At 70.9% G+C, this 24,337-nt stretch carries 24 protein-coding genes and 2 pseudogenes; 16 read left to right on the top strand and 10 right to left on the bottom strand.

Annotated elements, in window-relative coordinates:
* Window positions 1-162: 162 nt before the first annotated feature.
* Window positions 163-894, bottom strand: a complete 732-nt coding sequence (locus tag ACH47Z_RS37700) for a hypothetical protein (RefSeq protein ID WP_399082033.1) — start codon at window positions 892-894, stop codon at window positions 163-165.
* A gap of 126 nt (window positions 895-1,020) precedes the next feature.
* On the opposite strand from ACH47Z_RS37700, the gene ACH47Z_RS37695 reads away from it, so the two are divergent.
* Window positions 1,021-1,695, top strand: coding sequence for an ankyrin repeat domain-containing protein (locus ACH47Z_RS37695; protein ID WP_399082030.1), 675 nt, complete (start codon window positions 1,021-1,023; stop codon window positions 1,693-1,695).
* A 10-nt stretch (window positions 1,696-1,705) separates the two neighbouring features.
* Here ACH47Z_RS37695 and ACH47Z_RS37690 read toward each other — a convergent pair whose 3' ends face one another.
* Window positions 1,706-2,785, bottom strand: a complete 1,080-nt coding sequence (locus ACH47Z_RS37690; RefSeq protein WP_399082027.1) for an NAD(+)/NADH kinase — start codon at window positions 2,783-2,785, stop codon at window positions 1,706-1,708.
* Window positions 2,786-3,009: 224 nt separating this feature from the next.
* Window positions 3,010-3,343 (bottom strand): annotated as a pseudogene (locus tag ACH47Z_RS37685) (AraC family transcriptional regulator); the annotation flags it as partial.
* Window positions 3,344-3,606: 263 nt separating this feature from the next.
* Between ACH47Z_RS37685 and ACH47Z_RS37680 the strand changes: the two are divergent.
* Window positions 3,607-5,110, top strand: a pseudogene (locus tag ACH47Z_RS37680) (purine-cytosine permease family protein).
* Complete coding sequence (locus ACH47Z_RS37675; protein ID WP_399082024.1) at window positions 5,107-5,652, top strand: cysteine hydrolase family protein; 546 nt, start codon at window positions 5,107-5,109, stop codon at window positions 5,650-5,652. Before ACH47Z_RS37680 ends, ACH47Z_RS37675 begins: the two are co-directional and overlap by 4 nt.
* A gap of 21 nt (window positions 5,653-5,673) precedes the next feature.
* Here the strand turns inward: ACH47Z_RS37675 and ACH47Z_RS37670 are convergent, their stop codons facing one another.
* Window positions 5,674-6,939, bottom strand: coding sequence for an alpha-L-fucosidase (locus ACH47Z_RS37670; protein ID WP_399082021.1), 1,266 nt, complete (start codon window positions 6,937-6,939; stop codon window positions 5,674-5,676).
* Window positions 6,940-7,089: 150 nt separating this feature from the next.
* Between ACH47Z_RS37670 and ACH47Z_RS37665 the strand changes: the two genes are divergently transcribed.
* Window positions 7,090-7,491, top strand: coding sequence for an SseB family protein (locus ACH47Z_RS37665; RefSeq protein ID WP_399082018.1), 402 nt, complete (start codon window positions 7,090-7,092; stop codon window positions 7,489-7,491).
* 28 nt (window positions 7,492-7,519) lie between these two features.
* Here the strand turns inward: ACH47Z_RS37665 and ACH47Z_RS37660 are convergent, their stop codons facing one another.
* Window positions 7,520-7,918, bottom strand: a complete 399-nt coding sequence (locus tag ACH47Z_RS37660) for a MarR family winged helix-turn-helix transcriptional regulator (protein ID WP_399082015.1) — start codon at window positions 7,916-7,918, stop codon at window positions 7,520-7,522.
* Window positions 7,919-7,992: 74 nt separating this feature from the next.
* Window positions 7,993-8,343, bottom strand: coding sequence for a VOC family protein (locus tag ACH47Z_RS37655; RefSeq protein ID WP_399082012.1), 351 nt, complete (start codon window positions 8,341-8,343; stop codon window positions 7,993-7,995).
* 169 nt (window positions 8,344-8,512) lie between these two features.
* Between ACH47Z_RS37655 and ACH47Z_RS37650 the strand changes: the two genes are divergently transcribed.
* Window positions 8,513-9,388 (top strand): sensor histidine kinase, encoded by an 876-nt coding sequence (locus ACH47Z_RS37650; RefSeq protein ID WP_399082009.1) that lies wholly within the window; start codon window positions 8,513-8,515, stop codon window positions 9,386-9,388.
* Window positions 9,385-10,110, top strand: a complete 726-nt coding sequence (locus ACH47Z_RS37645) for a response regulator (protein WP_399082006.1) — start codon at window positions 9,385-9,387, stop codon at window positions 10,108-10,110. The genes ACH47Z_RS37650 and ACH47Z_RS37645 overlap by 4 nt, the downstream gene beginning before the upstream one ends.
* A gap of 34 nt (window positions 10,111-10,144) precedes the next feature.
* Here the strand turns inward: ACH47Z_RS37645 and ACH47Z_RS37640 are convergent, their stop codons facing one another.
* The 4 genes from ACH47Z_RS37640 to ACH47Z_RS37625 are packed head-to-tail and all read right to left on the bottom strand — an operon-like array spanning window position 10,145 to window position 14,362.
* Window positions 10,145-11,176, bottom strand: coding sequence for a LacI family DNA-binding transcriptional regulator (locus ACH47Z_RS37640; RefSeq protein ID WP_399082003.1), 1,032 nt, complete (start codon window positions 11,174-11,176; stop codon window positions 10,145-10,147).
* Complete coding sequence (locus ACH47Z_RS37635; protein WP_399082000.1) at window positions 11,173-12,078, bottom strand: carbohydrate ABC transporter permease; 906 nt, start codon at window positions 12,076-12,078, stop codon at window positions 11,173-11,175. Before ACH47Z_RS37635 ends, ACH47Z_RS37640 begins: the two co-directional genes overlap by 4 nt.
* Window positions 12,075-13,049 carry a carbohydrate ABC transporter permease gene (locus ACH47Z_RS37630; RefSeq protein ID WP_399081996.1) on the bottom strand — a complete coding sequence of 325 codons (975 nt, stop codon included), beginning with the start codon at window positions 13,047-13,049 and terminating at the stop codon, window positions 12,075-12,077. The genes ACH47Z_RS37635 and ACH47Z_RS37630 overlap by 4 nt, the downstream gene beginning before the upstream one ends.
* Window positions 13,046-14,362 carry an ABC transporter substrate-binding protein gene (locus ACH47Z_RS37625; RefSeq protein WP_399081993.1) on the bottom strand — a complete coding sequence of 439 codons (1,317 nt, stop codon included), beginning with the start codon at window positions 14,360-14,362 and terminating at the stop codon, window positions 13,046-13,048. The genes ACH47Z_RS37630 and ACH47Z_RS37625 overlap by 4 nt, the downstream gene beginning before the upstream one ends.
* A gap of 239 nt (window positions 14,363-14,601) precedes the next feature.
* Here ACH47Z_RS37625 and ACH47Z_RS37620 point away from each other — a divergent pair, with 239 nt between their 5' ends.
* The 10 genes from ACH47Z_RS37620 to ACH47Z_RS37575 all read left to right on the top strand — a co-directional run bounded on the left by ACH47Z_RS37620 (window position 14,602) and on the right by ACH47Z_RS37575 (window position 24,320).
* Entirely contained in the window at window positions 14,602-16,623 is a 2,022-nt protein-coding gene (locus ACH47Z_RS37620) for a beta-galactosidase (protein ID WP_399081990.1), read from the top strand.
* A 107-nt stretch (window positions 16,624-16,730) separates the two neighbouring features.
* Complete coding sequence (locus ACH47Z_RS37615) at window positions 16,731-18,293, top strand: glycosyl hydrolase 53 family protein (protein WP_399081986.1); 1,563 nt, start codon at window positions 16,731-16,733, stop codon at window positions 18,291-18,293.
* 190 nt (window positions 18,294-18,483) lie between these two features.
* Entirely contained in the window at window positions 18,484-18,771 is a 288-nt protein-coding gene (locus ACH47Z_RS37610; RefSeq protein ID WP_399081983.1) for an ArsR family transcriptional regulator, read from the top strand.
* Window positions 18,772-18,854: 83 nt separating this feature from the next.
* Window positions 18,855-19,316, top strand: coding sequence for a fluoride efflux transporter CrcB (crcB, locus tag ACH47Z_RS37605; protein ID WP_399081980.1), 462 nt, complete (start codon window positions 18,855-18,857; stop codon window positions 19,314-19,316).
* A complete protein-coding gene (locus ACH47Z_RS37600; protein WP_399081977.1) occupies window positions 19,313-19,693 on the top strand; it encodes a DUF190 domain-containing protein in 381 nt (126 codons plus the stop codon). The genes crcB (ACH47Z_RS37605) and ACH47Z_RS37600 overlap by 4 nt, the downstream gene beginning before the upstream one ends.
* Window positions 19,690-20,064, top strand: a complete 375-nt coding sequence (gene crcB / locus ACH47Z_RS37595) for a fluoride efflux transporter CrcB (protein ID WP_399081974.1) — start codon at window positions 19,690-19,692, stop codon at window positions 20,062-20,064. Before ACH47Z_RS37600 ends, crcB (ACH47Z_RS37595) begins: the two co-directional genes overlap by 4 nt.
* A gap of 73 nt (window positions 20,065-20,137) precedes the next feature.
* On the top strand, window positions 20,138-20,974 hold the full coding sequence (locus tag ACH47Z_RS37590; RefSeq protein ID WP_399081971.1) for an undecaprenyl-diphosphate phosphatase: 837 nt from the start codon (window positions 20,138-20,140) through the stop codon (window positions 20,972-20,974).
* A gap of 172 nt (window positions 20,975-21,146) precedes the next feature.
* Window positions 21,147-21,827 carry a FadR/GntR family transcriptional regulator gene (locus ACH47Z_RS37585; RefSeq protein WP_399082099.1) on the top strand — a complete coding sequence of 227 codons (681 nt, stop codon included), beginning with the start codon at window positions 21,147-21,149 and terminating at the stop codon, window positions 21,825-21,827.
* Window positions 21,824-23,263 carry an amino acid permease gene (locus ACH47Z_RS37580; RefSeq protein WP_399081968.1) on the top strand — a complete coding sequence of 480 codons (1,440 nt, stop codon included), beginning with the start codon at window positions 21,824-21,826 and terminating at the stop codon, window positions 23,261-23,263. Before ACH47Z_RS37585 ends, ACH47Z_RS37580 begins: the two co-directional genes overlap by 4 nt.
* 40 nt (window positions 23,264-23,303) lie before the next feature.
* Window positions 23,304-24,320, top strand: coding sequence for an asparaginase (locus ACH47Z_RS37575; protein ID WP_399081965.1), 1,017 nt, complete (start codon window positions 23,304-23,306; stop codon window positions 24,318-24,320).
* Window positions 24,321-24,337: the final 17 nt, after the last annotated feature.

Here is a 24,337-nt window from a genome sequence, read left to right as displayed (position 1 = left end):
CGGGGGAAGGACTCGAACCTTCACTGTCACCGCTTCTTCAGGCTGAACTTCAGTGTCAGCTTGCGCTCCTCACGCGAACCGGTCCTCAATCCGGCCCGTGCCTGTCGCGCACCCCCGCGCTCGCACGCGGGGGCGATCGTGGTTGCCACCCGTGGCCCGGCGTCAGCCGAGCAGGTAGCCGAACACCGCGTCGCCGATCCGCTGGTCGGTGACCTCGGCGCCGTTGGCCTCCTCGCGGGCGAACTTCACCGCCTGCTGGAGCTTCTCCACCCGCTCCACCAGCTCGTTCACCCGCCGCGCCGGAAGCGCTCCGGAGAACTTCACGGTCGTCCAGTACCCGATGGGCACGTCCTCGTAGTACACCTCGACCTGCGCCGGGTGCTTCTCGGTCGCCTCCGCCTTGACGTGGTTGCGCGGGACCTTCCTGGTGCGGATCGTGCGCACCGGGTCCGTCTTCCACCAGTCCGTGGAAGGGTCGTGCGACCAGGACTCGGCGGCGTCGAGGGTGGGGAGCTTCCTGACGAACGTGTGCAGGTCGGTGAGCTGCTTCTCCAGGAAGAGCAGACAGCTGACCGGGACGTCGGTGAGGATCGTCCGGCCATCGACCGTGACGTCCGCGCGGGCCGCGCAGTTCGCCCAGTCCTTCGTGGCGGTCACGTCGAACAGCCGGGTGAGCGACGCGGACATCTCCCGCAGCACGTCCTCGGCCTGCACCTGTACCCGCGTGGACTCCGGCGGCAGCTGCTTGCCCTCCTCGTCCTTCGGCTGGTACGTACGCGAGATACCGGCCAGCAGCGCCGGCTTCTGCACCTTGTGGTGCGCCGCGGTGATGTCCTGGAGCGACTTGCTCTTGACACCCTTCTCGACCGCGATGATCTGGTTCAACTTCGCCACGTCGGATCCCCCTTCGAACAGGCAGGAACGTATCCCAGCGGCTCCAGCACGCGCATTCCCTTTATCGCCCGGCGCGAAGGACCCCGCGGTGGCGGAGGACGGCCGGCGGTTCCTACACTCGGCCGCGTGGATCACGAGGAAGTCGCGCACTGGGACGGTGTCACCCGCCGGTCGAGCCTCAAGGACACGTACGCGGCACAGCGTGACCGGCTGGCCGACGCCGCACGGGACGGCGACTGGCGGACCGTGTTCGCGGTCCTCGGGGAGCATCGCGACTGGATCAACACCGCGCGGCTGGAAGGCCGTAGCGGCTACACCCCCCTGCACCAGGCGGCCTGGCACGGCGTTCCCGCCGAGACGGTCGAACGGCTGCTGGCGGCCGGCGCCTGGCGGAGCCTGCGCGCCGGCGACGGAACCCGCGCCGTCGACCTCGCCGCACGGCGCGGCCACCACCACGTCACCGCCCTGCTGTGCCCGCAGGTCCGGCACCCCCTGCCGGCCGATGTGACCGGACGCCTCCAGTACCACCTGCACCGGCTGATCCGGCACCGGGCGGGAGCGGGGGACGGCTCCGACCTCGCCACCCAGCACGCGATGCGGCTGCCGGAGGTGGAGGTGCTGACCGAACTGGCGCACCCGGTGTGCTGGTTCCCCGTGCCCGGTATGTACGGCGGCTTCAGGATCGCCCTGAGCGGCCGCGAGCTGACCGTGGACAGCTGGATCCGCATCGTCGGCGGCTCGGAGCGGACGGACGTGGTCACCATCGACGGGGTGGACATCCAGGAGGGCGGGCGGCTGTGATCCGCCCGGTTCACGAATGCCCTGGTCCGTCGGCCGACGTCGGGGCCAGGGGCAGCGCGAGGTGGGCCAGGTCGCCCGGTGGGGGAGTGGTCACCGGCCACAGCGGAGCGGCCTCCCCGTCGGCCAGCGCGGCCGGGGCGTCGGTGAGGTTCATGCGTTCGCGCAGCCGGCCGTAGAAGTCGGTCGGGCCCAGCCGTACGGCCTTGAGCGGACGGGGAGCGGCGTACACACCGATCCAGTCACCGGGGCTCAGCACACCGCGCAGCTGGCCGTCGATGCTGACGGCGGCCTGGCCCGACCGCTCCAGCACCCGCAGCGCGATGGGCTCGTCGGGGGCGGCCACGACCGAGCGGTTGAACACCATGTGCGGGGCGACCGGCGTGAAGATCAGCCCCTCCGTGCGCGGCGAGACGACCGGTCCGCCCGCGGCGAAGCTGTACGCGGTGGAGCCCGTGGGCGTCGCCACCAGCAGCGCGTCGGCGGAGTACGAGGCGAGCAGCCGGCCCGCCAGATAGACCCCGACCGACACCTGACGGTCCCGGGTCAGCTTCTCCACGACGACGTCGTTCAGCGCCGTCACGTTCAGGGCGACGCCCCACTCGTTCCCGGCCTCGCACTCGGTGCGCACCCGGGGCGGCGGCAGCATCGGCCCGCGCCCGTACTTCACCAGCGCCTCCATCTGCGCCGGGACCTCCAGCCGGCACGACGCGCGCATGGTCAGCAGCATCCGGCGCTCGACGGTGATCCGCCCGTCCCGTACGGCGTCCAGGGCCGCGCGCACGTCCGGGACCGGCACCTCCGTCAGGAAGCCGAGCCGGCCGAGGTCGACGCCGAGGACCAGGGCGTCGTGCTCGGCGGCCAGCCGGGCCCCGCGCAGGAACGTGCCGTCCCCGCCGAGCGTGACGATCAGGTCCGGATCGCCCGCGGCCTCGACCTCCTCCAGGGCGCTGTGCCGCGCGCCCTCCTGCCACACGTCGATGTCGGCACACCCCACGGCGTGCTCGGCGCACCACGCGCGCACGGCCCGCGCGGCGGCCACGGCCTCGGCGCGTCCACCGTGCACCACCAGGCCGACACGGTTCACCGTCATACCCGCCTCCGCCTCCCAGCCGGCTGCTCCCGGGCGCCATCCTCGCCGCGCACCCCGCCGGCGCGGCGCGCGCCACGCCGCCGGTTGCCGCGACCGGGTGGGCCGTACCCGATCGCGGCAGGGCGTGGCACCCACCCCCGGCCGCAGCGGCAGGCCGTGCCGGACGCCCGCCCGGGTGGGCCGTACCCCGTCGTCGGGCACGGCGCCCCGGGCCGCCGTGGGCGTCAGCCGGGGACTGCGCCGGTCCGCGCCGGACGGGCGCCCGGGGTGTGGCCGAAGGCGCGCCGGAAGACGTCGATGAACGCGCCGGCCGACGACCAGCCGCACCGGTGCGCCACGCGCCTGGGTCAGTCACCGCGGGAACGTCATGCCCAGCTCGCGGCGGAACATCCGCGACGGCGTACGGTCGCTCGCCCCGACCTCCCGGCCCGGCTCGGCCAGGGTGCGGCCGTCGGCCGGATCGCTGAGCAGGATGCCGCGCAGGGCGCGCAGCAGGGGCGACGACGGCGCCGGCAGGAGCAGCGGCTGCTGGGGGGCCTTCAGCTGGCCGACGCACACCCGGTCGCCGGCGTCGGGCGCGGCGATCGACGCCCACCGGCACCCCCACCGTGCTCGCCGTGTCCCCGCCGCTGCGCGAGTTGGTCATCGCCCACACCCGTACGCCGGACGACGGCCGTCGGCTGATGCCGGATTTCCGTCATCACGGCTCAGTTCACGGAAAGTGCGCCGGCCCGGCATCGACGGTTCGCGATTGACGCTCCCGGGGCACCGCCCTAGCGTGATCACGACACGTCCGGACAGGCAGGACAGGTGGTTCGGTGATGACGCGCGCGCAGGACCCCGTCGGCGACAGATCCCCCGGCCGGCCGATCCAGGTGGAGACACACGGCCTCGACGTGATCGGGGACGCGGAGCGCAAGGGCACCCCGCGCACGCTGTTCTGGCCCTGGTTCGGGGCGAACGTCTCCGTCCTCGGACTGAGTTACGGCGCCTTCGCCTTCGGCTTCGGCATCTCCTTCTGGCAGGCCCTCGCCGCCGGCGTGCTGGGCATCGTCGCCTCGTTCCTGCTGTGCGGGTTCATCGCGGTCGCCGGAAAACGCGGCTCGGCGCCCACGATGGTGCTCAGCCGGGCCGCGTACGGAGTGCGCGGCAACCGGCTGCCGTCCGTGATCTCCTGGATGCTCACCGTCGGCTGGGAGACCGTCCTCACCGCGCTCGCGACGATGGCCACCGCGACCGTCTTCGGCCGCCTCGGCTGGGGCGGCGGCACCGGGACCAAGGTGGTCGCCCTCGTGGTGGTCGCCGCGCTGACGGTCGTCGGCGGGGTCATGGGCTTCGACCTGATCATGCGGCTGCAGACGGCGATCACCGTGATCACGGGCGTCCTCACCGTCGTCTACGTCGCGCTCGTCGCCGACCACATCCACTGGTCCACGGTCAGCGCGGTCCCGGCCGGTTCCCCGCAGGAGTTCATCGGCGCGCTGGTGTTCATGATGACCGGCTTCGGCCTGGGCTGGGTCAACGCCGCCGCCGACTACTCCCGCTATCTGCCCAGGAATTCGTCCAGCCGCGGCGTGATCGGCTGGACCACCTTCGGTGCCTCGGTGGCCCCGCTGCTCCTGCTGGTCTTCGGCCTGCTGCTGGCCGGATCCTCGCAGAACCTGAGCAAGGCCATCGGGGCCGACCCGATCGGCGCGCTCACCACGATCCTGCCCACCTGGTTCCTGGTGCCGTTCGCCGTCGTCGCCGTCCTCGGCCTGGTCGGCGGCGCCGTCCTCGACATCTACTCCTCGGGCCTCGCCCTGCTCTCCGCAGGGCTGCCCGTGCCCCGCTATCTGGCGGCGCTCCTCGACGGCGTCCTGATGATCGCCGGCTCGGTGTACATCGTGTTCTTCGCCGGTGACTTCCTCGGCCAGTTCATGGTTCCTCACCACGCTCGGCGTACCCATCGCCGCCTGGTCCGGCATCATGCTCGCCGACCTGGCCCTGCGCCGCCGCGACTACGACGACGGTGACCTCTACCGTCCGCACGGCCGCTACGGCGACCTCCCCCTGCCGCCTCTGCTGCTCACCCTCGCCGCCACCGCCGTCGGCTGGGGCCTGGTCACCAACACCGCCGCGAGCTGGCTCACTTGGCAGGGGTATCTGCTCGGGCCGCTCGGCCTCGGCGGCAGGACCGGCGCCTGGGCGTACGCCAACCTCGGCGTCCTGGTCGCCCTGGCGCTCGCCTTCCTCGGCACCCTGCTGCTCGGCCGGGGCCGGGTGCGCGCCCAGGAGGCCCAGGCGCCGAGCCGGGCGCCCGGTGAGGGGGCGGTCCCGGCATGACCGCCGGGCACCTCGCCGTCATCGACATGCAGCGTGTCTTCGCCGACCCGGCGAGTCCCTGGGCCGCCCCTCGGTACGCCGACGCGGCGGCGGGCGTCCGCAGCCTCCTGCCCGCCTTCGCCGGCCGTGTGACCTTCACCCGTTTCCTGGCCCCCGAGCGGCCGACCGGGGCCTGGCGTGCCTACTACGACCGCTGGCCCTTCGCCCTCCAGCCCCCCGACGCCGAACTCTGGGACCTGGACGACGAGTTCACGCACGAGCCGGACGTCCTGGACGCCACCACCTTCGGCAAGTGGACCCCGGAACTCGCCGCCCGCCTCCGCCCCGACGACCGCCTCGTCCTGGCCGGTGTCAGCACCGACTGCTGTGTGCTGTCCACCGCCCTGGCCGCTGCCGACGCCGGCACGGAGGTGGTCGTGGTCGCCGACGCCTGCGCGGGGGCGGACGACGACTCCCACCTCAGGGCCCTCCAGGTGATGGACCTCTACCGGCCGCTGATCCGGGTCACCACCGTCGCCGACCTGCTCATGGAACCCGGCTGACGACCAGGTCCGCCGGTGGCGTCAGGACCGCCTCGTACCCCGGTACGGGTCCAGCTCACCGTCGAGTTCCACGGCGAGCACGGTGGCGTACTCGTCCACGTCCCCGGCCGCAGGAGCGTCCAGCCAGGTCACGCCCGGTACGTCGTGCAGCCCGCCGGTGACCCGGTGGCCCAGCTCGGCGCCCGTCCCCAGCACCCGCACCCGGCGCACCCGGTTGCGCAGCCCGCGCACCGACACCGTCTCGCGCGGGGTGTCGAAGCACATCAGATGCAGCGTGCGGCGGTCGGCCGACAGCGTGCTCGGGCCGTAGTGGTGCCCGGGCGGCAGCCCCGCGACCGTGCCGTACACGGCCTCGGCGTGCCGGGCGATCCACGCCCCGAGTCCCTCCAGCCGTTCCGCCTGCTCCGCCGGGATCGTGCCGTCCTCGCGCGGGCCCACGTCGAGCAGCAGATTGCCGCCCGCGCCGATCGTCTCCGTGAAGTACCGCACCAGCCGGCGCACGGACTTGTGGTGGTGATCGTGATGCTGGAAGCCCCAGGAGTCGTTGACCGTGAGGCACAACTCCCACGGCCCGTCGGGTGCTTGGAGCGGCATGCCCTGCTCCGGGGTGGCGTAGTCGCCGTGGCTGAGCATCCGCGCGTTGAGGACCGTGTCCGGGTTCCCGGCCAGGATCCGCGCGGCCAGCGCGTCCAGCCCCCACTGCTCCTCGGTGCGCTCCCACTCGCCGTCGAACCACAGCAGATCCGGCCGGTACCGGTCGACCAGCTCCCCGACCTGGCCGTCCCGGTAGGCGAGGAACCGCGCCCAGGCCGCCGGGTCCGCCTGACCCGGCCGGGCGTGGGAGAGGGGGTTCGGGGGCTCCTCGCCCGGTTCGGGGTGCCGGACGCTCGCGTAGTCGGGGTGGTTCCAGTCCGAGTGGGAGTAGTACAGGCCCATCTTCAGCCCGCGCTCACGCAGCGCGTCCGCGTATCCGGCGATCAGATCACGCCCCGCCGGGGTCCGGCGGACCACGTTCAGGCCGCCGTGCGCGCTGTCCCACAGGGCCACCCCGTCGTGATGCCGTGCGGTGAGCACGGCGTAACGGGCACCGGCGCGGGTGAACAGCTCCGCCCACGCGCGCGGGTCGTAACGGGACGCGGTGAAGCCGTCCAGCTGCTTCATGTACTGCTCGTGGGAGACCTGCCCGGTGTAGAAGGACCAGGACTCCGGGACTCCGTCCACCGCGTAGACGCCCCAGTGGACGAAGATGCCCAACTTGGCCTCGCGGAACCAGGATCGCATCGGCACACGGCCACGCTACGGGGCATGTACGCACGGTCACCATACCTCCGTACGATCCTCACGCATGCCCCGGATGCCAGCGGGTACGCGAGCCGAGAGCGCCCGGGCGGGACCCGCCCGGGAGGCCGTACGACCACAGCCACCTGGGGATTCGCCATGGACACACCCGCCGCACACCACGACCCGGCGACGCCGGCCCGGCAGGCGCTGGACGCGCTGGCAGTCAACACCGAGGACCAGGCCGCGCTGGACACCCTCGCCCACAGTGACGTGCTCGTCCCGGTGCCGGACGACGCGGTCGACGGCGAGGGCGCCACTCCCGAGACCGTGGCCCTGCCGGTCCTCGAAGCACCCGGAGGCGACCCGGTCGTCCCCGTGTTCACCACGGAGGACGAACTGGCCCGGCTGCTGCCGTTCGTCTCCCGCTACCGTCTGATACCGCTGGGCGCGCTCGCCGCCCAGTGGCCCGAAGAGGACCTGTGCCTCGCCATCGACGGCAACTCGGCGCACGCGCTGACACTGACGGCACAGGGGGTACGTACGTTGCTGGCCCGCTGATCAAGCGCCCTGCCGTGGCCCGGCCGAGCTAACGTTCCTGCTCGGCCAGCATGCGCGCCAGTACCGCCCGCTGCAGCGGCCGTACCTCGGCGTGCAGCCGGCGGCCCTTGGGGGTGAGGGCCACCCACACCCCGCGCCGGTCCTCCGCGCACACCGAGCGCTCGACCAGCCCGTCCTTCTCCAGCCGGCCGATCAGCCGGGACAGCGCGCTCTGGCTGAGATGGACCCGGCCGACCAGGTTCTGCACCCGGCACTGGTCGCCCTCGGCGGGAGACTCGGTCGCCAGGATGTCCAGCACCTCGAAGTCGCTGGCGCCCAGCCCGTGCGGGTGCAGGGCCCGGTCGATCTCGCACAGCGTGTGCGCGTGGACGGCGAGGATGTCCCGCCACCGTTCCTCGAGCCGGGCGTCGGCCGTGTTGACTGCCATACCCGCACCGTAGCACCGATCCGGAAAATCGTTGAGTGTGCAACTAGTGTGGGCTGTGGGCAGCTGGCCGGGGCTCAGGCGGCGGGGTCCTGGAGGAGACCGATCAGGTTGCCGTCGGGGTCCTTCACGGAGGCGATCAGCCGGCCGTTGCCGACGTCCCGCACGTCCTGGAGCACCTCGGCGCCCGCCTCCACCAGAGCCGCGAGGCGCTCGCGCAGATCGGTGACGTGCCAGAACGGCACCGGCCCGGTCAGGCCCTGCGCGTGCCCGTTCGGGTCGAGCCCGACGTCCTGCCCGGCGGCCTTGAAACCGATGTAGTACGGCTCGTCGGCGTACGGCTCGACGCCCAGCAGGGCGGTGAACAGCGCCTTGGCGGACTTCGGGTCCTTGACGGGGTAGATGATCGTCTGCACGCCTGCGGTCATGGAACTCACTCCTTCGCGACACACGGTCCGGCGGCTGTTCCCGCCGGTGCACTTCACGCTAGGGCCGGGAGGCCCGCGGCGGCTTCTTGGATCCTGACCGGTTGCGGCTGCCCGGGGGAACGCGCCTCATCCCACGGATGCAGACGGCTGAATCCCCAGGTCGATGCGGATGTCAGTGCCGTCTGCGACCATCAACGGCATGGGGGAGTACGACGTACTGGCGGCGGCGCTCATGGTGGCGTGCGCCGCCGTGGTGGGGCTGACGGTGGCGCTGGTGCGCACCCGGCGCCGCTGGCAGGCGGCGGTCGGGGAGCGCGGCTGGCTGCTGGAGCGGGAGCGGGAGAGCGCCGCCGAGGCCGCGATCGCGGCCGAACGCGACCGGATCGCCCGGGAGCTGCACGACATCGTCAGCCACAACGTCAGCCTCATGGTCGTCCAGGCGAGCGCCGCGCGCGAGGTGCTGGGCACCATGCCGGACGAGGCCGCGACCGCGCTCAGAGCCGTCGAGGACGCCGGGCGGGGCGCCATGACCGACCTCCGGCACCTGCTCGGCCTGCTGGCGCCGGCCCCGGACGGCACGGACACCGACGCCGCACCGGACGCGGACCGGGCGAGCACCCCCCTCGCCCCGCAGCCCGGCCTCGACCGGCTCGGCTCCCTGGTGGACCGGATATCGTTCGCCGGACTCCCCGTCGAGGTCCGCGTCTCGGGCGAACCGCGCCCACTGCCCCAGGGCGTCGACGTGACCGCCTACCGCATCATCCAGGAGGCCTTGACCAATGCGCTCCGGCACGGCGACGGCGGCACGGCGGAGGTGAGCGTGCGCTACGCCGACCACGCCCTGCGCGTCGAGGTGCTCAACTCCGGCCCCAGCGTGCTCACGGGCACGGTACCGGCCCCACCGAGACCCTCGGCCGACGGCACCGGCCGTGGTCTGCTCGGCCTGCGCGAGCGGGTCGCCGTCTACGGCGGTGACTTCGACGCCCGGCGAAGACTCGGCGGAGGCTTCCGTGTGCGGGCCCGCATCCCCCTGGACCGCCCATGACGCCGGACACGCCCGAGCGGGCGCCCCGGGTCCTGATCGCCGACGACCAGACACTGATCCGCACCGGCTTCCGGCTGATCCTCACCGCCCGGGGCATCGAGGTGGTGGGCGAGGCCGCCGACGGCACCGAGGCGGTCGCGGCGGTCCGGGAACTGCGTCCCGACGTCGTGCTGATGGACATCCGTATGCCGGCCATGGACGGACTGGAGGCCACCCGGCGCATCCTGGAGCGGGTCCCCGACTGCCGGGTGCTCATGCTGACCACCTTCGACCTGGACCGCTATGTGTACGAGGCCCTGTCGATCGGCGCCAGCGGCTTCCTGCTCAAGGACGTCACCCCGGAGCATCTGGCAGCGGCCGTACGCCTGGTCGGCACCGGCGACGCCCTGCTGGCCCCGCAGATCACCCGGCGCCTGGTGGAGCGGTACGCGGCCGAGGCCCGGCGCTCGTCCGAGACCCCGCCCGCCGACCTGGCCGCACTCACCCCCCGCGAGCGCGAGGTGCTGACCCTGATGGGCCGGGGCCTGTCCAACACCGAACTGGCCGCGGAACTGACCCTGAGCGAGGCCACGGTCAAGTCCCACGTGGCCCGCATCTTCGCCAAGCTGGGCCTGCGCGACCGCGCCCAGGCGGTGGTGCTCGCTTATGAGACGGGCTTGGTCGCGCCCCGTAGGGGCGCGGGGAACGGCGCGAGAAACCGCGACGCGGCCGCAGAGGCCTGACGACCTTCCCTGGCACCCCACTGGGCGCCACCGCTCAAGCAGACTCGCGCCGCACCAGTTCCGTAGGCAAAATAACCGCCGCCGGATCCTCGCCGCCTATCTGCGCGAGCAGTACCCGCACCATCTCGCTGCTGATCCGGTCCCACGGCTGCCGAATCGTGGTCAGGGCCGGGGCCGCGGCCGTCGCCGCCGGGGAGTCGTCGAAGCCCCCGACAGCGATGTCATCCGGCACCCGCTTCCCGGCCCGGTGCAGCGCCGCCAGCACGCCCTGCGCCATGAGGTCGGAGGCCACGAACACCGCGTCCATGTCCGGGGCCTGCGCCAGCAGCCGCTCCGCGCCCGCCTCACCGCTCGCCCGGCTGTAGTCACCGGAGACGATGAGCCGCTCGTCGACCCCGATGCCCGCCTCGGCGAGCACCTCCTTGTACCCGGCGAGCCGCTCCACACCGCCGGGCGTGTCCAGCGGACCGGTGACCACACCGATCCGCCGCCGGCCCAGTGACAGCAGATGCCGGACCATGTCCCGCGCGCCGTCCCGGTCGTCGGCGGCCACGTAACTCACCTTCGAGCCGAGGCCGATGGGCTTGCCGCAGGCGACGAGCGGCACGCCCGCCTCCCGCAGCTCCTCCGCGACCGGATCGCCGGAGTGGCTGGAGACCAGCAGCACCCCGTCGACGTGCCCGGCGGTGATGTACCGCGTGATCCGCCGCCGTTCGTCCTGCGTGCCCGCCAGCATCAGCAGCAGCGGCACGTCGTGCGCGGCCAGCGCCTGGGTGCAACCGCGCAGCAGGACATTGAAGTTGGGGTCCTCGAAGAACCGCTCCTGCGGCTCGGTCAGCAGAAAGCCGACCGAGTCGGAGCGCCCGGTGATCAGCGAGCGGGCGTGCCGGTTCACGACGTACCCGGTCTTGCGGATGGCGGCGTTGACCGCCTCCGCCGCGGCGGGACTGACGTAGTGCCCGCCGTTGAGCACGCGCGAGACGGTGCCGCGCGAGACGCCTGCCTCGCGCGCCACGTCGTGGATCGTCGGCGGTTTGCGCCGGCCCCCCGGATTGCTCATGGTCATGACTTTACGGCTCCGGAGAGCAGGTCGAGGCTCCAGAACCGCTGAATGACCAGGAACAGCACGATCAGCGGGAGGACCGCGAGGAACGCGCCCGTGATCACCAGGGTGTACAGAGCCGGGGTGTTGGCGCCCTGTTCCAGCAGCGTGTACAGGCCCAGTGTGAGCGGGAACTTGTTGTCGTCGCTGAGCATGATGTACGGCAGCAGGAAGTTGTTCCAGATCGCGACGAACTGGAACAGGAACACCGTGACCATGCCCGGGATCATCATCGGCAGCGCGATGCGGGTGAAGATCCGCCACTCGCTCGCCCCGTCCATCCGGCCGGCCTCCACCACGTCGGCGGGGACGGCGGCGGAGGCGTAGATCCGGGCGAGGTAGACGCCGTACGGGGAGAGGATCTGCGGCAGCATCACGGACAGGTAGGAGTCCGTGAGGTTGGCCTTCGCCATCAGCAGGTACTGCGGGATGGCGAGGATCACCGGCGGCATGAGGACGCCCGCGAGCAGCACGTTGAAGATCGTCTCGCGGCCCTTGAACCGGTAGGTCGCGAGCGCGTAGCCGCTGAACGCCGACACCGTCGTGGACAGCAGGGCGCCGAGACCGGCGTACAGGGCGGAGTTGCCCATCCACTTCCAGTAGATGCCGCCCCGGTAGGCGTTCAGGTCCTTGATGTTCTGGGTGAACCCGGTGCCCGGCAGGAAGGTGAAGGTGGAGAACAGCTCGTGCCCTGACTTGGTGGACGCGATCACCACCCAGGCGACCGGCAGCAGCGTGTAGATCGCGCCGAGCAGCAGGGTGATCGTCGGCACCAGCGCGATCCGGCGGCGCAGCGGCGGGCGCCGCGCCGTCCCGGGTGTGGTGCCGGCCGCCGGGGCGGCCTTGTGGACGGCAAGGGTGCTCATCGCGCCTCCTGCTTGTTGCGGCGGTTCGCGGCGCGCAGGAAACCGAAGGACAGGACCAGCGTGACCAGGGCGATCAGGACCGCCTCGGCGGCCGCCGAGTAGATGTCGTTCCGGTGGAAGGCGTCCTGGTACACCTTCATCAGCGGACTCCAGCCCAGGTTCACGGAGTTGGTCAGCGGATGGAGGGTCGTCGGCTCGTTGAACACCTGGAGCGTCGCGATGATCGAGAAGAAGAAGGTCAGCACCAGCGAGGGCGCCACCATCGGGATCTTGATCTTCAGGGCGATCTGCAGCGGCGTGGCGCCGTCCAGCCTCGCCGCCTCGTACACCTCGGCCGGAATGGACTTCAGCGAGGTGTAGATGACGATCATGTTGAAGCCGGTGCCGCCCCAGACCGCGATGTTCGACAGGGCGAGATAGAGCGGACCGCCGTCCAGCAGGTTCGGCTGCGGCAGGTGGAGCTTGGCGAGGACGTAGTAGAAGGGGCTCACGTCCGGCAGGTACAGGAAGCCCCACAGCAGTGCCGCCACCACACCGGGGATGGCGTACGGCAGGAAGATCGCGAGCCGGGTGAACGGGGTGAACCGCACCTTGTCGGAGTCCAGCATCAGCGCGAAGAGCAGGGCGAGGCCCAGCATCACCGGGACGACGATGCAGCCGTAGCCGAGCACCCGCAGTGCGCCGTGCAGCAGCTCGCTGTCCTTGAAGGCGTCGGTGTAGTTCTCGACGCCGGCCCAGACTTCTTTCCGGGCGTTCGCACCGAGCCCGAGCCCGGAGACGTGCACCTTGCGGAAGCTGAGGAAGACCGCGTAGCCGATGGGCAGCGCGAAGAAGAGGGCGAAGAGGATCGAGGCGGGGAGGAGGAAAAAATAGGGGGCGCTTCGCGCTCGTTTGAGGGTGGTGGTGGGAGACGGGTGGGCGTACGGGGCCCCCTTGACCCCGTACGAGTTCCGGCTTGCGGGGCTTGTCACTGGGAGACCTCGAAGCCCTGCTTCTTCATGTCGGCGACCGTGGCGTCCTGCATCTGCTTCAGGGCGGCGGCGAAGTCCGACTTGTTCTTGGCGGCGGCGCCGAACGCGTCGTTGAAGGTCGCGTACGCGACGTTCACGTTCGGGCCCCAGGCCGACGGCGCGGTGGTCTTGGCGATCTCGGCGGCCTTCGGGTAGAAGTCGGCCTGGTTGGAGAAGTAGGCCGGCGGGTTCGAGAACGCGCCGCTGAGCTGCGCGGACGTCGAGGCCGGGTAGATTCCGCTGTCCTTCGCCAGGGCGTCGAGGGCGTCGTGGTCGGTGTTCAGCCAGGCGGCGAACTTGGCGGCGGCGTCCTTGTGCGCGGAGTCGGTGGTCACCGCCGTCGAGGAGCCGCCCCAGCTACCGGTCACGTCCTGGGCCGCCGACCACTGCGGCAGCGGCGCCATGGCCCACTTGCCCTTGGTGTCGGGCGCGGCCGTGGTCAGCGTGCCCGGCGCCCACACGGCGCTCACCCAGGCGATCTGCTTGCCGGTGTCGATGGCCTTGTTCCAGGACGGCGTGTACATCGGCTGGTTGTCGATGACGCCCTCCTTGACCAGCCCGCCCCAGAACGTGGCGACCTTCTGGGTGGCCGGGTCGTCGATCGCGACCTTCCACTTGCTGCCGGAGGTGGTCCACCACTTGGCTCCGGCCTGCTGGGCGAGGCCCGCGAAGAGACCGGAGTCGTTGGCGGAGAAGGTGGTCAGCTCCTTGTCCGGTGCCTTCTTCTTCAGCTGGCGGGCGGTCTCGGCGAACTGGTCCCAGGTGGTCGGGACCGTCAGGCCGTACTGCTTGAACAGGTCCTCGCGGTAGTAGAACATCATCGGGCCGATGTCCTGCGGGACCGCGTAGACGGCGTCCGTGCCGAGCGTGGTCTGCTGCCAGACGCCGTCGGCGAACTTGCCCTTGATGTCCCCGACCTGCTTGGAGATGTCGGCCAGCGCGTCGTTGCTGACCAGCGTCGGCAGCGCCTGGTACTCGGCCTGCACCAGGTCCGGGGCCTTCTTCGCCTTGTGCGCGGTGAGGATCTTGGTGACCAGCGTGTCGCCGGACGCCTGCTTCTTCACCGTGACGGTGATCTGGTCCTTCTTGCCCGGCCCCTTGTTCCACAGGTCCACGACCTTGTCCATGCCGGGCGTCCAGGTCCAGTACGTCAGCGAGACCGGACCGGACTCGGACTTGCTGTCGTCCCCGGAGCCGCAGGCGGCGAGGGTGGTCGCACCCAGCGCGACGGCGAGGGCGGTTGTCACGAGGCGACGGCGCTTCGTGTGCGGCATGGTTTCTCCCCTGACCTGGGTCCCCGCCCGCTGCGGGGACCTGCCATGCAGATGTTGTGCACGTTCACATAACCCGGGTGCCCGCCCCTCGCGAGCCCCTGCCATGCTTCTGTGAGCGTTCACAGTAGAGAAACATCCCGGACACTTGTCAATGGTTGTTGCTGTGCGGTTATGTTGGGCTCGCACCGCTGCTGCTGTGTGTGCACGTTCCCAAATGATCGATTAAACGGGAGACATCCATGCCGGACACCAGCCCCAGGGGCCTCACCAGGCTCGCCTTCGGTGGCGACTACAACCCCGAGCAGTGGCCGGAAAGCGTCTGGCAGGAGGACGTCCGGCTGATGCGGGAGGCCGGCGTCACGATGGTCAGCGTCGGGATCTTCTCCTGGGCCCTGCTGGAGCCGGCCCCGGGGGAGTACGACTTCGGCTGGCTGGACCGGATCATCGGCCTGCTGCACGACGACGGCATCCGCGTCGACCTCGGCACGCCCACGGTGGCCCCGCCCGTCTGGTTCTACCGGGCGCACCCCGAGGCCCTGCCGGTGACCGCCGAGGGCATGCGCCACGAGTTCGGCTCGCGCGGCGCGATCTGCCACAGCAACGCCGACTACCGGGCCGCCGCCAAGGCGATCACCGTGAAGCTCGCCGAACGCTACGGCGACCACCCCGCCCTCGCCCTGTGGCACGTGCACAACGAGTACGGCGTCCCCGTCTCGGCCTGCTACTGCGACTCCTGCGCCGCCCACTTCCGCCGCTGGCTCGCGCGGACCTACGGCACGGTCGACGCCGTCAACGAGGCCTGGGGAACGGCCTTCTGGGGCCAGCGCTACACGAGCTTCGAGCAGATCAACCCGCCCCGGGCCACCCCGACCGTCGGCAACCCGGGCCAGGCCCTGGACTACAAGCGGTTCGCCGACGCGACCATCCGCGAGAACTTCCGCGCCGAACGCGACGTCCTGCACCGCCTCTCGCCCGGCGTCCCGGTCACCACCAACTTCATGACCGCGCTCAGCCAGTGCGACTCGATCGACTACTGGGCCTGGGGTCGCGAGGTCGACCTCGTCACCAACGACCACTACCTGATCACCGACGGCCGCCGCACCCACGTCAACCTCGCGATGGCCGCCGACATCACGCGCTCGGTCGCGGGCGGCGCCCCCTGGCTGCTGCTGGAACACTCCACCTCGGGCATCAACTGGCAGCCCCGCAACCCCGCCAAGGCCCCCGGTCAGATGGCCCGCAACTCCCTCGCCCACGTGGCCCGCGGCTCCGAGGGCGCGATGTTCTTCCAGTGGCGCCAGTCCCGGCGCGGCGCCGAGAAGTTCCACTCGGCGATGCTGCCGCACGGCGGCACCGACACCCGCGTGTGGCGCGAGGTGGTCGAACTCGGCGCGTCCGTCGACTCGCTGAGCACCGTCCGCGGCACCCGCACCGAGGCCGACGCCGCGGTGCTGTGGGACTGGCAGTCCTGGTGGGCGCAGAACCTCGCCTGGCGCCCCAGCGAGGACCACGACCCGCGCGAGCGCGCCGACTCCTTCTACGAGGCCCTCTACGACCGCCACCTCACGGTCGACTTCGCCCACCCGGAAGCCGACTTGTCGGCCTATCCCCTTGTCGTCGTACCGGCCCTGTACCTGATGACGGAGGCGGCAGGGAACAACCTCAGGGAGTACGTCGAGAACGGCGGCACGCTCGTCGTGTCGTACTTCTCCGGCATCGTCGACGAGCACGACGCCGTGCACGAGGGCGCCTACCCGGGTGCGCTGCGCGACGTCCTCGGTCTGACGGTGGAGGAGTTCTCGCCGCTGCTGAAGGACCAGCGAGCGCGGCTGACCGGCCCCGACGGCTCGGAGCTGACCGGGGACGTGTGGACGGAGTTCGTCGTGCCGCGCGGCGCCGAGACCGTGTGGACCTACGCCGACGGACTCACCGCGGGCCACCCGGCCGTCACCCGGCACCGGCTCGGCAACGGCACCGCCTGGTACGTCTCCACCCGCCTCGACGCCCAGGGCCTCGACGCCCTGATCGGCTGGGCGGCCGACGACGCCCGGCTCGCGCCGCGCGCCGACCTGCCCCGGGACGTCGAAGTGGTGCGCCGCAGCGGAGAGTCCGGCACCTACCTCTTCGTGATCAACCACACCGCCGGCGACACCAAGGTGCCACTGGACACGCCCGGCACCGAGCTGCTGACGGGCGAACGCGCCGCGGGCCGCCTCCCGGTCCCGGCGGGGGCCGTCCGGGTCGTACGACTCGACGGCTGAGCCGGCTCCCCTCCGCCCGCGTGTGCCACGAGAGCCGCGGGCGGAGGGGTCTCCTCCAGCCCCACCGGAGGACCCCCTCCCCAGTTACGTCGAAGGGACGACGGACGATGAAGTTCCATCCCAGACGCACCATCAGGGCCCTGCTGCTGCCGCTCACGGCCGGGCTCGCCCTCACCTTCCTGCCCGCCCAGGCCGCGCACGCCGCGAGCACGCTGACCAACGGCGGCTTCGAGGCCGACGGCACCGGTACGGCCGTGCCCACCGGCTGGTCCGAGTACGGCGACACCGGCGCCTCGTACACCGAGTCCGGTGGCCACAGCGGCAGTTACCGTCTCACCCACTACTCGGCCTCCGCCTACAAGGTGGAGACGTACCAGTACCTGTCGGGCCTGACCAACGGCACCTACACGTTGACCGCCTGGGTCCGTTCCAGTGGTGGGCAGAACGCCGCGTACATAGCGCTCAAGAACTGTGGGAGTTCGGAGCAGCGCACCGATCTGCCCATCTCGTCCAGTGGGTGGATCCGTATCGTCACGCCGATCAATGTGACGAACAGTCAGTGCACCATCAGCGTCAACAGTGACGCGAACGCCGGCAACTGGATCAACGTCGACGATCTGACCTTCACGTCCGGCACCACCGGCACGTCCATCCACGGCGCCGACATCTCCTCCCTCGCCAAGAGCGAGGCCAAGGGCGGTGTCTACAAGACCAGTTCGGGCACCACGGGCGACGCGCTCGCCGTCCTGAAGTCGTACGGCATGAACTACGCCCGCCTGAAGGTCTGGGTGAACCCGGCGGACGGCTTCAACGACAAGACGCACGTCCTCGCGATAGCCAAGCGCATCAAGGCGCAGGGCATGAAGCTCCTGGTCGACTTCCACTACTCGGACACCTGGGCCGACCCCGGCGCCCAGACCAAGCCGGCCGCATGGACGGGCCATACATACAGTCAACTCAAGACTGATGTGTACAACCACACGTACGACGTGTTGAACGCCTTGAAGGCCCAAGGCACCACTGCCGACATGGTCCAGATCGGCAATGAGATCAACGGCGGCATCCTGTGGTCCGAGGGATCCACGTCCAACTGGAGCCAGCTCGCCGGCCTGCTCAACTCCGGCTACGGCGCCGCCAAGGCGGTCAGCTCCTCCACGGTCGTCGCGCTGCACCTGGCCAAGGGCGGGGACAAGGCCGGCACCGAGACGTTCTTCGACAACGCGGTCGCGGGCGGCGTGAAGTTCGACGCGATCGGCCTGTCGTACTACGGCTACTGGCACGGCCCGCTGTCCGACTTCCAGACCACGCTGGACGACGCGGCCTCCCGCTACGGCAAGCCCGTGTTCGTCGCCGAGACGGCCTACCCCTTCACGCTGGCCAACGACGACTCGCTGGAGAACCAGATCGACACCACCGCCAAGCTGGTCTCCGGCTACCCGGCGACGGTGGCCGGCCAGACCAAGTGGATGAACGACGTGGCGAGCATCGTGGAGGCCGTCCCCAACGGCCGCGGCCTCGGCGTCTTCTACTGGGAGGCCACCTGGACCGCCGTCACCGGCAACGGCTGGGACCCGACCGACGCCACCTCCGGCAACGGCTGGGAGAACCAGGCCCTGTTCGGCTACGACGACAAGGCGCTGTCCTCCATGACGTGGTTCAGCCACCGCTGAACCACCCGTGACGGGGCCCGGCCGTAAGGGGCGGCCGGGCCCTCGCCCTGTTCACGGGCCCGGCCCGTTACTCCTCGGCCGCATGTCCGTTCCGTACCGGACAACGACCGCCGAGTCCCGCATGCGCCGGCGTCGCCCGGGCCACAGTGGGAACACTGCGTACGAGGACGCCGGGACGGAGGGCGGACGGATGACGGGAACTCCCTCGGGCCGGATGCGGCAGACGATCCTGGAATGGCTCAAGGACCCGGCGGCCCACTTCCCGGCCCGCTGCCACGGCGACCTCGCCGAGACCGGTGTCACCGCGCGGGCCGTGGCCGCCAAGCTGGGCGTACCCCGCCGGACCGCCCGCGCCCACCTGGACTTCCTCGCCCGCCTCGGCCTGCTGCGCACCCGTCGCGTACGGTGCCGCGTCCGCTACCGGCGCGACGAGATCCGTATCGCCGAGGTGTCCCAGGTGTTCGAGAAGGGCTGGTGAGCACGCCGTCCGGCAACGCGGCGGTACCCTGGTGCCCGGCCTTGATCACCCGTCGGGGTAGGCCGAACAGGAGACGTACGAGCATGACAGCCCCGGAAGCCGAGAGCATCCGAGTCCGTTCCGCGCCGCGGGGGCGGTCCGAGTGGCGTACCCAGGCGCCCGTCGTCGCGGTGGTCGCCCTCGGCGGCGCCCTCGGCGCGTGCGCGCGGTACGGGCTGAGCCTCGCCTGGCCCACGCCGGCGGGCTCCTTCCCCTGGGCGACCTTCTGGACCAACGTCATCGGCTGTGCCGTCATCGGTGTGTTCATGGTGCTCATCACCGACGTGTGGGCCGCCCACCGCCTGGTCCGCCCCTTCTTCGGCACCGGCGTGCTCGGCGGCTTCACCACCTTCTCCACCTACGCCGTCGACATCCGCAAGCTGGTCGAGGCCGGCCGCCCGGGCACCGGGCTGGCCTATCTCGCCGGGACGCTGTGCGCCGCGCTCGCGGCCGTGTGGCTCGGCTCGGTCGCGGCCCGCCGGGTGCTGACCAGGAGGCAGCGATGACGTCGCTCAGCGGCCGGGCCCTGCGGCTGACCGTCTACATCGGCGAGGACGACACCTGGCACCACAAGCCCCTCTACTCCGAGATCGTGCACCGTGCCCACGCGGCCGGACTCGCCGGGGCCAGCGTCTTCCGGGGCATCGAGGGCTTCGGCGCCTCCTCGCGCATCCACACCTCCCGCCTGCTTTCCCTGAGCGAGGACCTGCCCGTGGCGGTGGTCGTCGTGGACACCGAGGAGCGGGTACGGGCGTTCCTGCCGCAGCTCGACGAACTCGTCGACGAGGGGCTCGTCACGCTGGAGGAGTGCGAGGTCGTCCGGTACGTGGGGCGGCCCGGAGGTCCGGACGCGGGGAAAGTGAAGGGTAAGGATTCGTTGTGAACTGGCTCCTGGTGATCGTCGGGGCCGCGGTCGGCGCACCCCTGCGCTATCTGACCGACCGCGCCGTCCAGGCCCGCCACGACTCGGTCTTCCCCTGGGGCACCTTCGTGGTGAACGTCGTCGGCTGCCTGGTCCTCGGGACGCTCACGGGCGCCGTCTCCACCGGGGCCGCCGGTCCTCACCTGCAGCTTTTGCTGGGCACCGGGCTCTGTGGCGGGCTGACCACGTACTCGACGTTCTCCTACGAGACCCTGCGGCTGACCGAGGCCGGCTCCGGGCTCTACGCCGCCGTCAACGTCGTCGCGAGCGTGGCGGCCGGGCTCGCGGCGGCGTTCGCCGGGTTCGCGCTCGCCGGCGTGCTCTTCGCCTAACTCTTGCTCTACGGTCGGGCATAGTAAGAGTGTCTACAGCACTGTCGACCAACTCTCCTCAGAACTGGATCCCATGAGCGCCATCTCCGTCGGTCAGGCCGTCGTCCTCGGAGTCGTCGAGGGGGTGACCGAGTTCCTCCCGGTGTCCTCCACCGGCCACCTGAAGATCACCGAGGGGCTCATGCACATCCCGGTCGACGACAAGTCCGTCGTCGGCTTCTCCGCCGTCATCCAGGTCGGCGCCATCGCCGCCGTGCTCGTGTACTTCTTCAAGGACATCAAGCGGATCGTCTCCGCCTGGTTCCGTGGCCTCACCAACCGCGAGGAGCGCTACCACCACGACTACAAGTTCGCCTGGTGGGTGATCGCCGCCACCCTTCCGATCGTCCTCGTGGGCCTGGCGGCCAAGCCGCTGATCGACGGTGCGCTCGGCTCCCTCTGGGTGGTGGCCGGCTCGCTGATCGTCGGCTCCGGCGTGATGTGGGCGGCCGACCAGATGGGCCGGCACAAGCGCGGCGAGGACGACACCTCGTTCAAGGACGCGATGTGGGTCGGCTGCTCCCAGATCCTCGCCCTGCTCTTCCCCGGCTTCTCCCGCTCCGGCGCCACCATGTCGACCGCGCTCATCCTGGACCTCGACCGCGTCGCCGCCACCCGGCTGTCGTTCTTCCTCGGCATCCCGGCCCTGACCGGTGCAGGCATCTACGAGCTCAAGGACGCCCTCGGTGCGGGCGTGGGCGCGGCCCCGCTGGCCGTCGGCACCATCGTGTCCTTCGTGGTCGCCTACGCCTCCATCGCCTGGCTGCTGAAGTTCGTCGCCAAGCACTCCTTCAACGCGTTCGTGCTCTACCGGATCGTCATCGGCGTGGGCCTGCTCGGTCTGCTCGCCACGGGCGTGCTCGACGCCTGACCGAACGCTGCTGATCACCCACGGGGTGCGGATGCCTGTTTTCAGGCGCCGCACCCCGTGAATGTTTCCTTACGCGATGTCTTGACAGTTCCCTGACGCAACCCGCAGGATCGCTCCCGTGAACCTGTCAGACAGCCGGACAGCCAGTCAGCCTCCGCGGCGTGTGAGCGCCATAGAAGCGGTGCTGGCGCATCTGCGCGGCGCCATCGAGCGCGGCGAGTACGCCATCGGCGACAAGCTCCCCTCCGAGGCGGAGTTGTGCCGCACCCTGGAGATCAGCAGGCCCGTCCTGCGCGAGGCCCTGCGGGCCCTGCAGACGATGGGCCTGACCGTCTCCAAGACCGGCAAGGGCACCTTCGTCGTCGCGAGCGCCGTCGAGGACCCCACCTTCGGCGACTACGCCGCCAGCGACCTGCTCGAGGTGCGCCGGCACATCGAGATCCCGGTCGCCGGGTACGCGGCCGCCCGCCGCACCCCGGAGAACCTGGACCACCTGGCCCACCTGCTCGACCGCATGGAGCGGGAGACGGACACCACCGCGTGGGTCGCGATGGACACCCTCTTCCACCTCGCCGTGGCCGAGGCCGCCCAGAACCCGGTCTTCCGCCGGGTCATCGAGGAGATCCGCGACGCACTGGCGCGTCAGTCGGCCTTCCTCAACGAACTGGGCGGGCGCCGCGAGCAGTCCAACCGCGAGCACCGGGCGATCGTCGAAGCGCTGATCGACGGTTCCGAACACGACGCAGTGGAGGCCATGAGCCACCACCTGGACCGCGTCGAGACGACCCTCACCGACATCGTGCGTCCCCAGCGGACGGACGACCTGCCCACGGAAGGCGGACCCGAGGCGTGAGCGAGCAGCACCTCAAAGACGAGACGCGCCCCTCGTCCGGCCATGTCGACGCCGGAGACGCCGGCTACAGCAAAGGCCTGAAGCACCGGCACGTCAACATGATCGCCATCGGCGGAGCCATCGGCACCGGCCTCTTCCTCGGCGCGGGCGGCAGGCTCGCCGACGCCGGGCCCTCCCTCTTCATCGCGTACGCCGTCTGCGGCGTCTTCGCCTTCCTGGTCGTGCGCGCCCTCGGCGAACTCGTCCTGTACCGCCCGTCCTCCGGCGCCTTCGTGTCGTACGCCCGGGAGTTCCTGGGGGAGAAGGGCGCGTACACCGCGGGCTGGATGTACTTCCTGAACTGGGCCACCACCGGTATCGCCGACATCACCGCGGTCGCCACCTACACCCACTACTGGGGCATGTTCTCGGACATCCCTCAATGGTTGATCGCATTGATCGCCCTCGCGGTCGTGTTGACCGTCAATCTGATCTCGGTCAAGATCTTCGGCGAACTGGAGTTCTGGTTCGCGATCGTCAAGGTCAGCGCGCTGGTCGTCTTCATGTGCATCGGCATCTTCCTGCTGGTCACCCAGCACCCGGTCGCCGGCCACCACCCCGGCCCGTCCCTGATCACCGACAACGGCGGCATCTTCCCCAACGGCCTGCTGCCCATGCTGCTGATCATCCAGGGCGTCGTCTTCGCCTACGCCTCCGTCGAGCTGGTCGGCGTGGCCGCCGGCGAGACCGAGAACCCCGAGAAGATCATGCCGAAGGCGATCAACTCGATCATGTGGCGCGTGGGCCTGTTCTACGTCGGCTCCGTCGTCCTGCTCTCGATGCTGCTGCCCTGGAACAAGTACCACGCCGGCGAGAGCCCCTTCGTGACCGTCCTGTCGCACATCGGCGTTCCCGCGGCCGGCGGCGTGATGAACCTCGTCGTCCTCACCGCGGCCATGTCCTCGCTCAACTCCGGCCTGTACTCCACCGGCCGCATCCTGCGCTCCATGGCCATGAGCGGCTCGGCCCCGAAGTTCACCGCGAAGATGAGCCGCAGCCAGGTCCCGTACGGCGGAATCCTGCTCACCAGCGGTATGTGTGTCCTCGGCGTGGGCCTCAACTACGTCGTCCCCGCCGACGCGTTCGAGATCGTCCTCAACTTCGCGGCGATCGGCATCCTCGCGACCTGGGGCATGATCATGATCTGTCACGCGCTCTTCTGGCGGAAGACCCAGAAGGGCGAGCTGATCCGGCCGGCCTACCGGCTGCCGGGTTCCCCCTGGACCGAGATCGTGACGCTGGCGTTCCTCGCCTCCGTCCTGGTCCTCATGTACGCCGACGGCGGCGCCGGACGCACCACCGTGCTGTGTCTGCCGCTGGTCGTCGCAGCGCTGGTCGCGGGCTGGTACGGCATCCGCGGCCGCATAGCGCGCACGTCCACCGGCGCCGACGCGTGACCCGCGAACCGGCCCACCCCAACCATCGATGCAGGCAGTGATGTACAGCAGTTCCCCCGCCGACGCACCCGTCGTCCGCGAACCCCTCCACGCCCCCGTCGCCCACCTCGTCCGCGGCGGGGTCGTCGAGGGCATCCACTACGGCTCCGTCGTCGTCCTCGGCGCCGACGGCCGGGTGGAGTTCCAGCTCGGCGACATCGAGGCCGCGTTCTACCCGCGCTCGGCCGTCAAGCCCGTCCAGGCCGTGGCCATGCTGCGGGCCGGGCTGCCGCTCGACGGCGACCTGCTGTCGCTGGCCGCCGCGAGCCACTCCGGCGAGGAACGCCACCTCGCCGGCACCCGGCGCATCCTCGAACTCGCCGGGGTCACCGAGGACGACCTGCGCAACGTCCCCGACCTGCCGTACGACCCGGTCGTCCGGGACGCCTGGATCCGCGAGGGCCGCCTGCCCTCCCGGCTCGCCCAGAACTGCTCCGGCAAGCACGCGGCCATGCTGTGGACCGCGAAGCTCAACGGCTGGACCCTCGAGGACTACCTCGACCCGGCGCACCCGCTCCAGCAGGCGATCCAGGAGATCGTCGAGGACCTGACCGGCCAGCGCGTCGCCCGGGTCACCGTCGACGGCTGCGGCGCCCCGCTGTTCTCCATCTCCCTGCACGGCCTCGCCCGCGCCGTCGCCCGGATCGCCTCGGCCCCGGCCGGCACGCCGGAGGCCAAGGTCGCCGACGCCATGCGTTCGCACGCCGAAATGGCCTCCGGCTCGGGGCGGGACGTGGCCGCGCTGATGCGGGCCGTGCCGGGGCTGCTGGCCAAGGACGGGTTCGAGGGCGTTCAGGTCGCCGCGCTGCCGGACGGCCGGGCCGTCGCGGTGAAGATCGCCGACGGGGCGAACCGTGCGCGGGTTCCCGTCGCTGCGGCGGCACTTGCCCGCGCGGGCGTCGACCCCGGGCTGCTGACCGAGTTCGCGGGCGAGCAGCTGCTCGGGGGTGGGGAGCCGGTGGGGTCCGTGCGTGTGGTGCGTGCGCTGGATCCGGTTCCGTTCACCACGTGCGCGTAGTTCGCCGAACACAGATC

The sequence above is a fragment of the Streptomyces sp. NPDC020192 genome, assembly GCF_044388685.1.
GTDB lineage: Bacteria > Actinomycetota > Actinomycetes > Streptomycetales > Streptomycetaceae > Streptomyces.
This window is presented reverse-complemented; position numbering and strand designations above follow the sequence as displayed.

What these genes read in the sequence shown, in the direction of transcription:
- ACH47Z_RS37660 (WP_399082015.1), bottom strand. Translation starts at nt 7,918, where the DNA reads ATGGCAGTCAACACGGCCGACGCCCGGCTCGAGGAACGGTGGCGGGAC.
- ACH47Z_RS37575 (WP_399081965.1), top strand. Translation starts at nt 23,304, where the DNA reads ATGTACAGCAGTTCCCCCGCCGACGCACCCGTCGTCCGCGAACCCCTC.
- ACH47Z_RS37675 (WP_399082024.1), top strand. Translation starts at nt 5,107, where the DNA reads ATGACCGCCGGGCACCTCGCCGTCATCGACATGCAGCGTGTCTTCGCC.
- ACH47Z_RS37690 (WP_399082027.1), bottom strand. Translation starts at nt 2,785, where the DNA reads ATGACGGTGAACCGTGTCGGCCTGGTGGTGCACGGTGGACGCGCCGAG.
- ACH47Z_RS37625 (WP_399081993.1), bottom strand. Translation starts at nt 14,362, where the DNA reads ATGCCGCACACGAAGCGCCGTCGCCTCGTGACAACCGCCCTCGCCGTC.
- ACH47Z_RS37615 (WP_399081986.1), top strand. Translation starts at nt 16,731, where the DNA reads ATGAAGTTCCATCCCAGACGCACCATCAGGGCCCTGCTGCTGCCGCTC.
- ACH47Z_RS37590 (WP_399081971.1), top strand. Translation starts at nt 20,138, where the DNA reads ATGAGCGCCATCTCCGTCGGTCAGGCCGTCGTCCTCGGAGTCGTCGAG.
- ACH47Z_RS37640 (WP_399082003.1), bottom strand. Translation starts at nt 11,176, where the DNA reads ATGACCATGAGCAATCCGGGGGGCCGGCGCAAACCGCCGACGATCCAC.
- ACH47Z_RS37600 (WP_399081977.1), top strand. Translation starts at nt 19,313, where the DNA reads ATGACGTCGCTCAGCGGCCGGGCCCTGCGGCTGACCGTCTACATCGGC.
- ACH47Z_RS37655 (WP_399082012.1), bottom strand. Translation starts at nt 8,343, where the DNA reads ATGACCGCAGGCGTGCAGACGATCATCTACCCCGTCAAGGACCCGAAG.
- ACH47Z_RS37610 (WP_399081983.1), top strand. Translation starts at nt 18,484, where the DNA reads ATGACGGGAACTCCCTCGGGCCGGATGCGGCAGACGATCCTGGAATGG.
- ACH47Z_RS37645 (WP_399082006.1), top strand. Translation starts at nt 9,385, where the DNA reads ATGACGCCGGACACGCCCGAGCGGGCGCCCCGGGTCCTGATCGCCGAC.
- ACH47Z_RS37635 (WP_399082000.1), bottom strand. Translation starts at nt 12,078, where the DNA reads ATGAGCACCCTTGCCGTCCACAAGGCCGCCCCGGCGGCCGGCACCACA.
- ACH47Z_RS37650 (WP_399082009.1), top strand. Translation starts at nt 8,513, where the DNA reads ATGTCAGTGCCGTCTGCGACCATCAACGGCATGGGGGAGTACGACGTA.
- ACH47Z_RS37665 (WP_399082018.1), top strand. Translation starts at nt 7,090, where the DNA reads ATGGACACACCCGCCGCACACCACGACCCGGCGACGCCGGCCCGGCAG.
- ACH47Z_RS37620 (WP_399081990.1), top strand. Translation starts at nt 14,602, where the DNA reads ATGCCGGACACCAGCCCCAGGGGCCTCACCAGGCTCGCCTTCGGTGGC.
- crcB (WP_399081980.1), top strand. Translation starts at nt 18,855, where the DNA reads ATGACAGCCCCGGAAGCCGAGAGCATCCGAGTCCGTTCCGCGCCGCGG.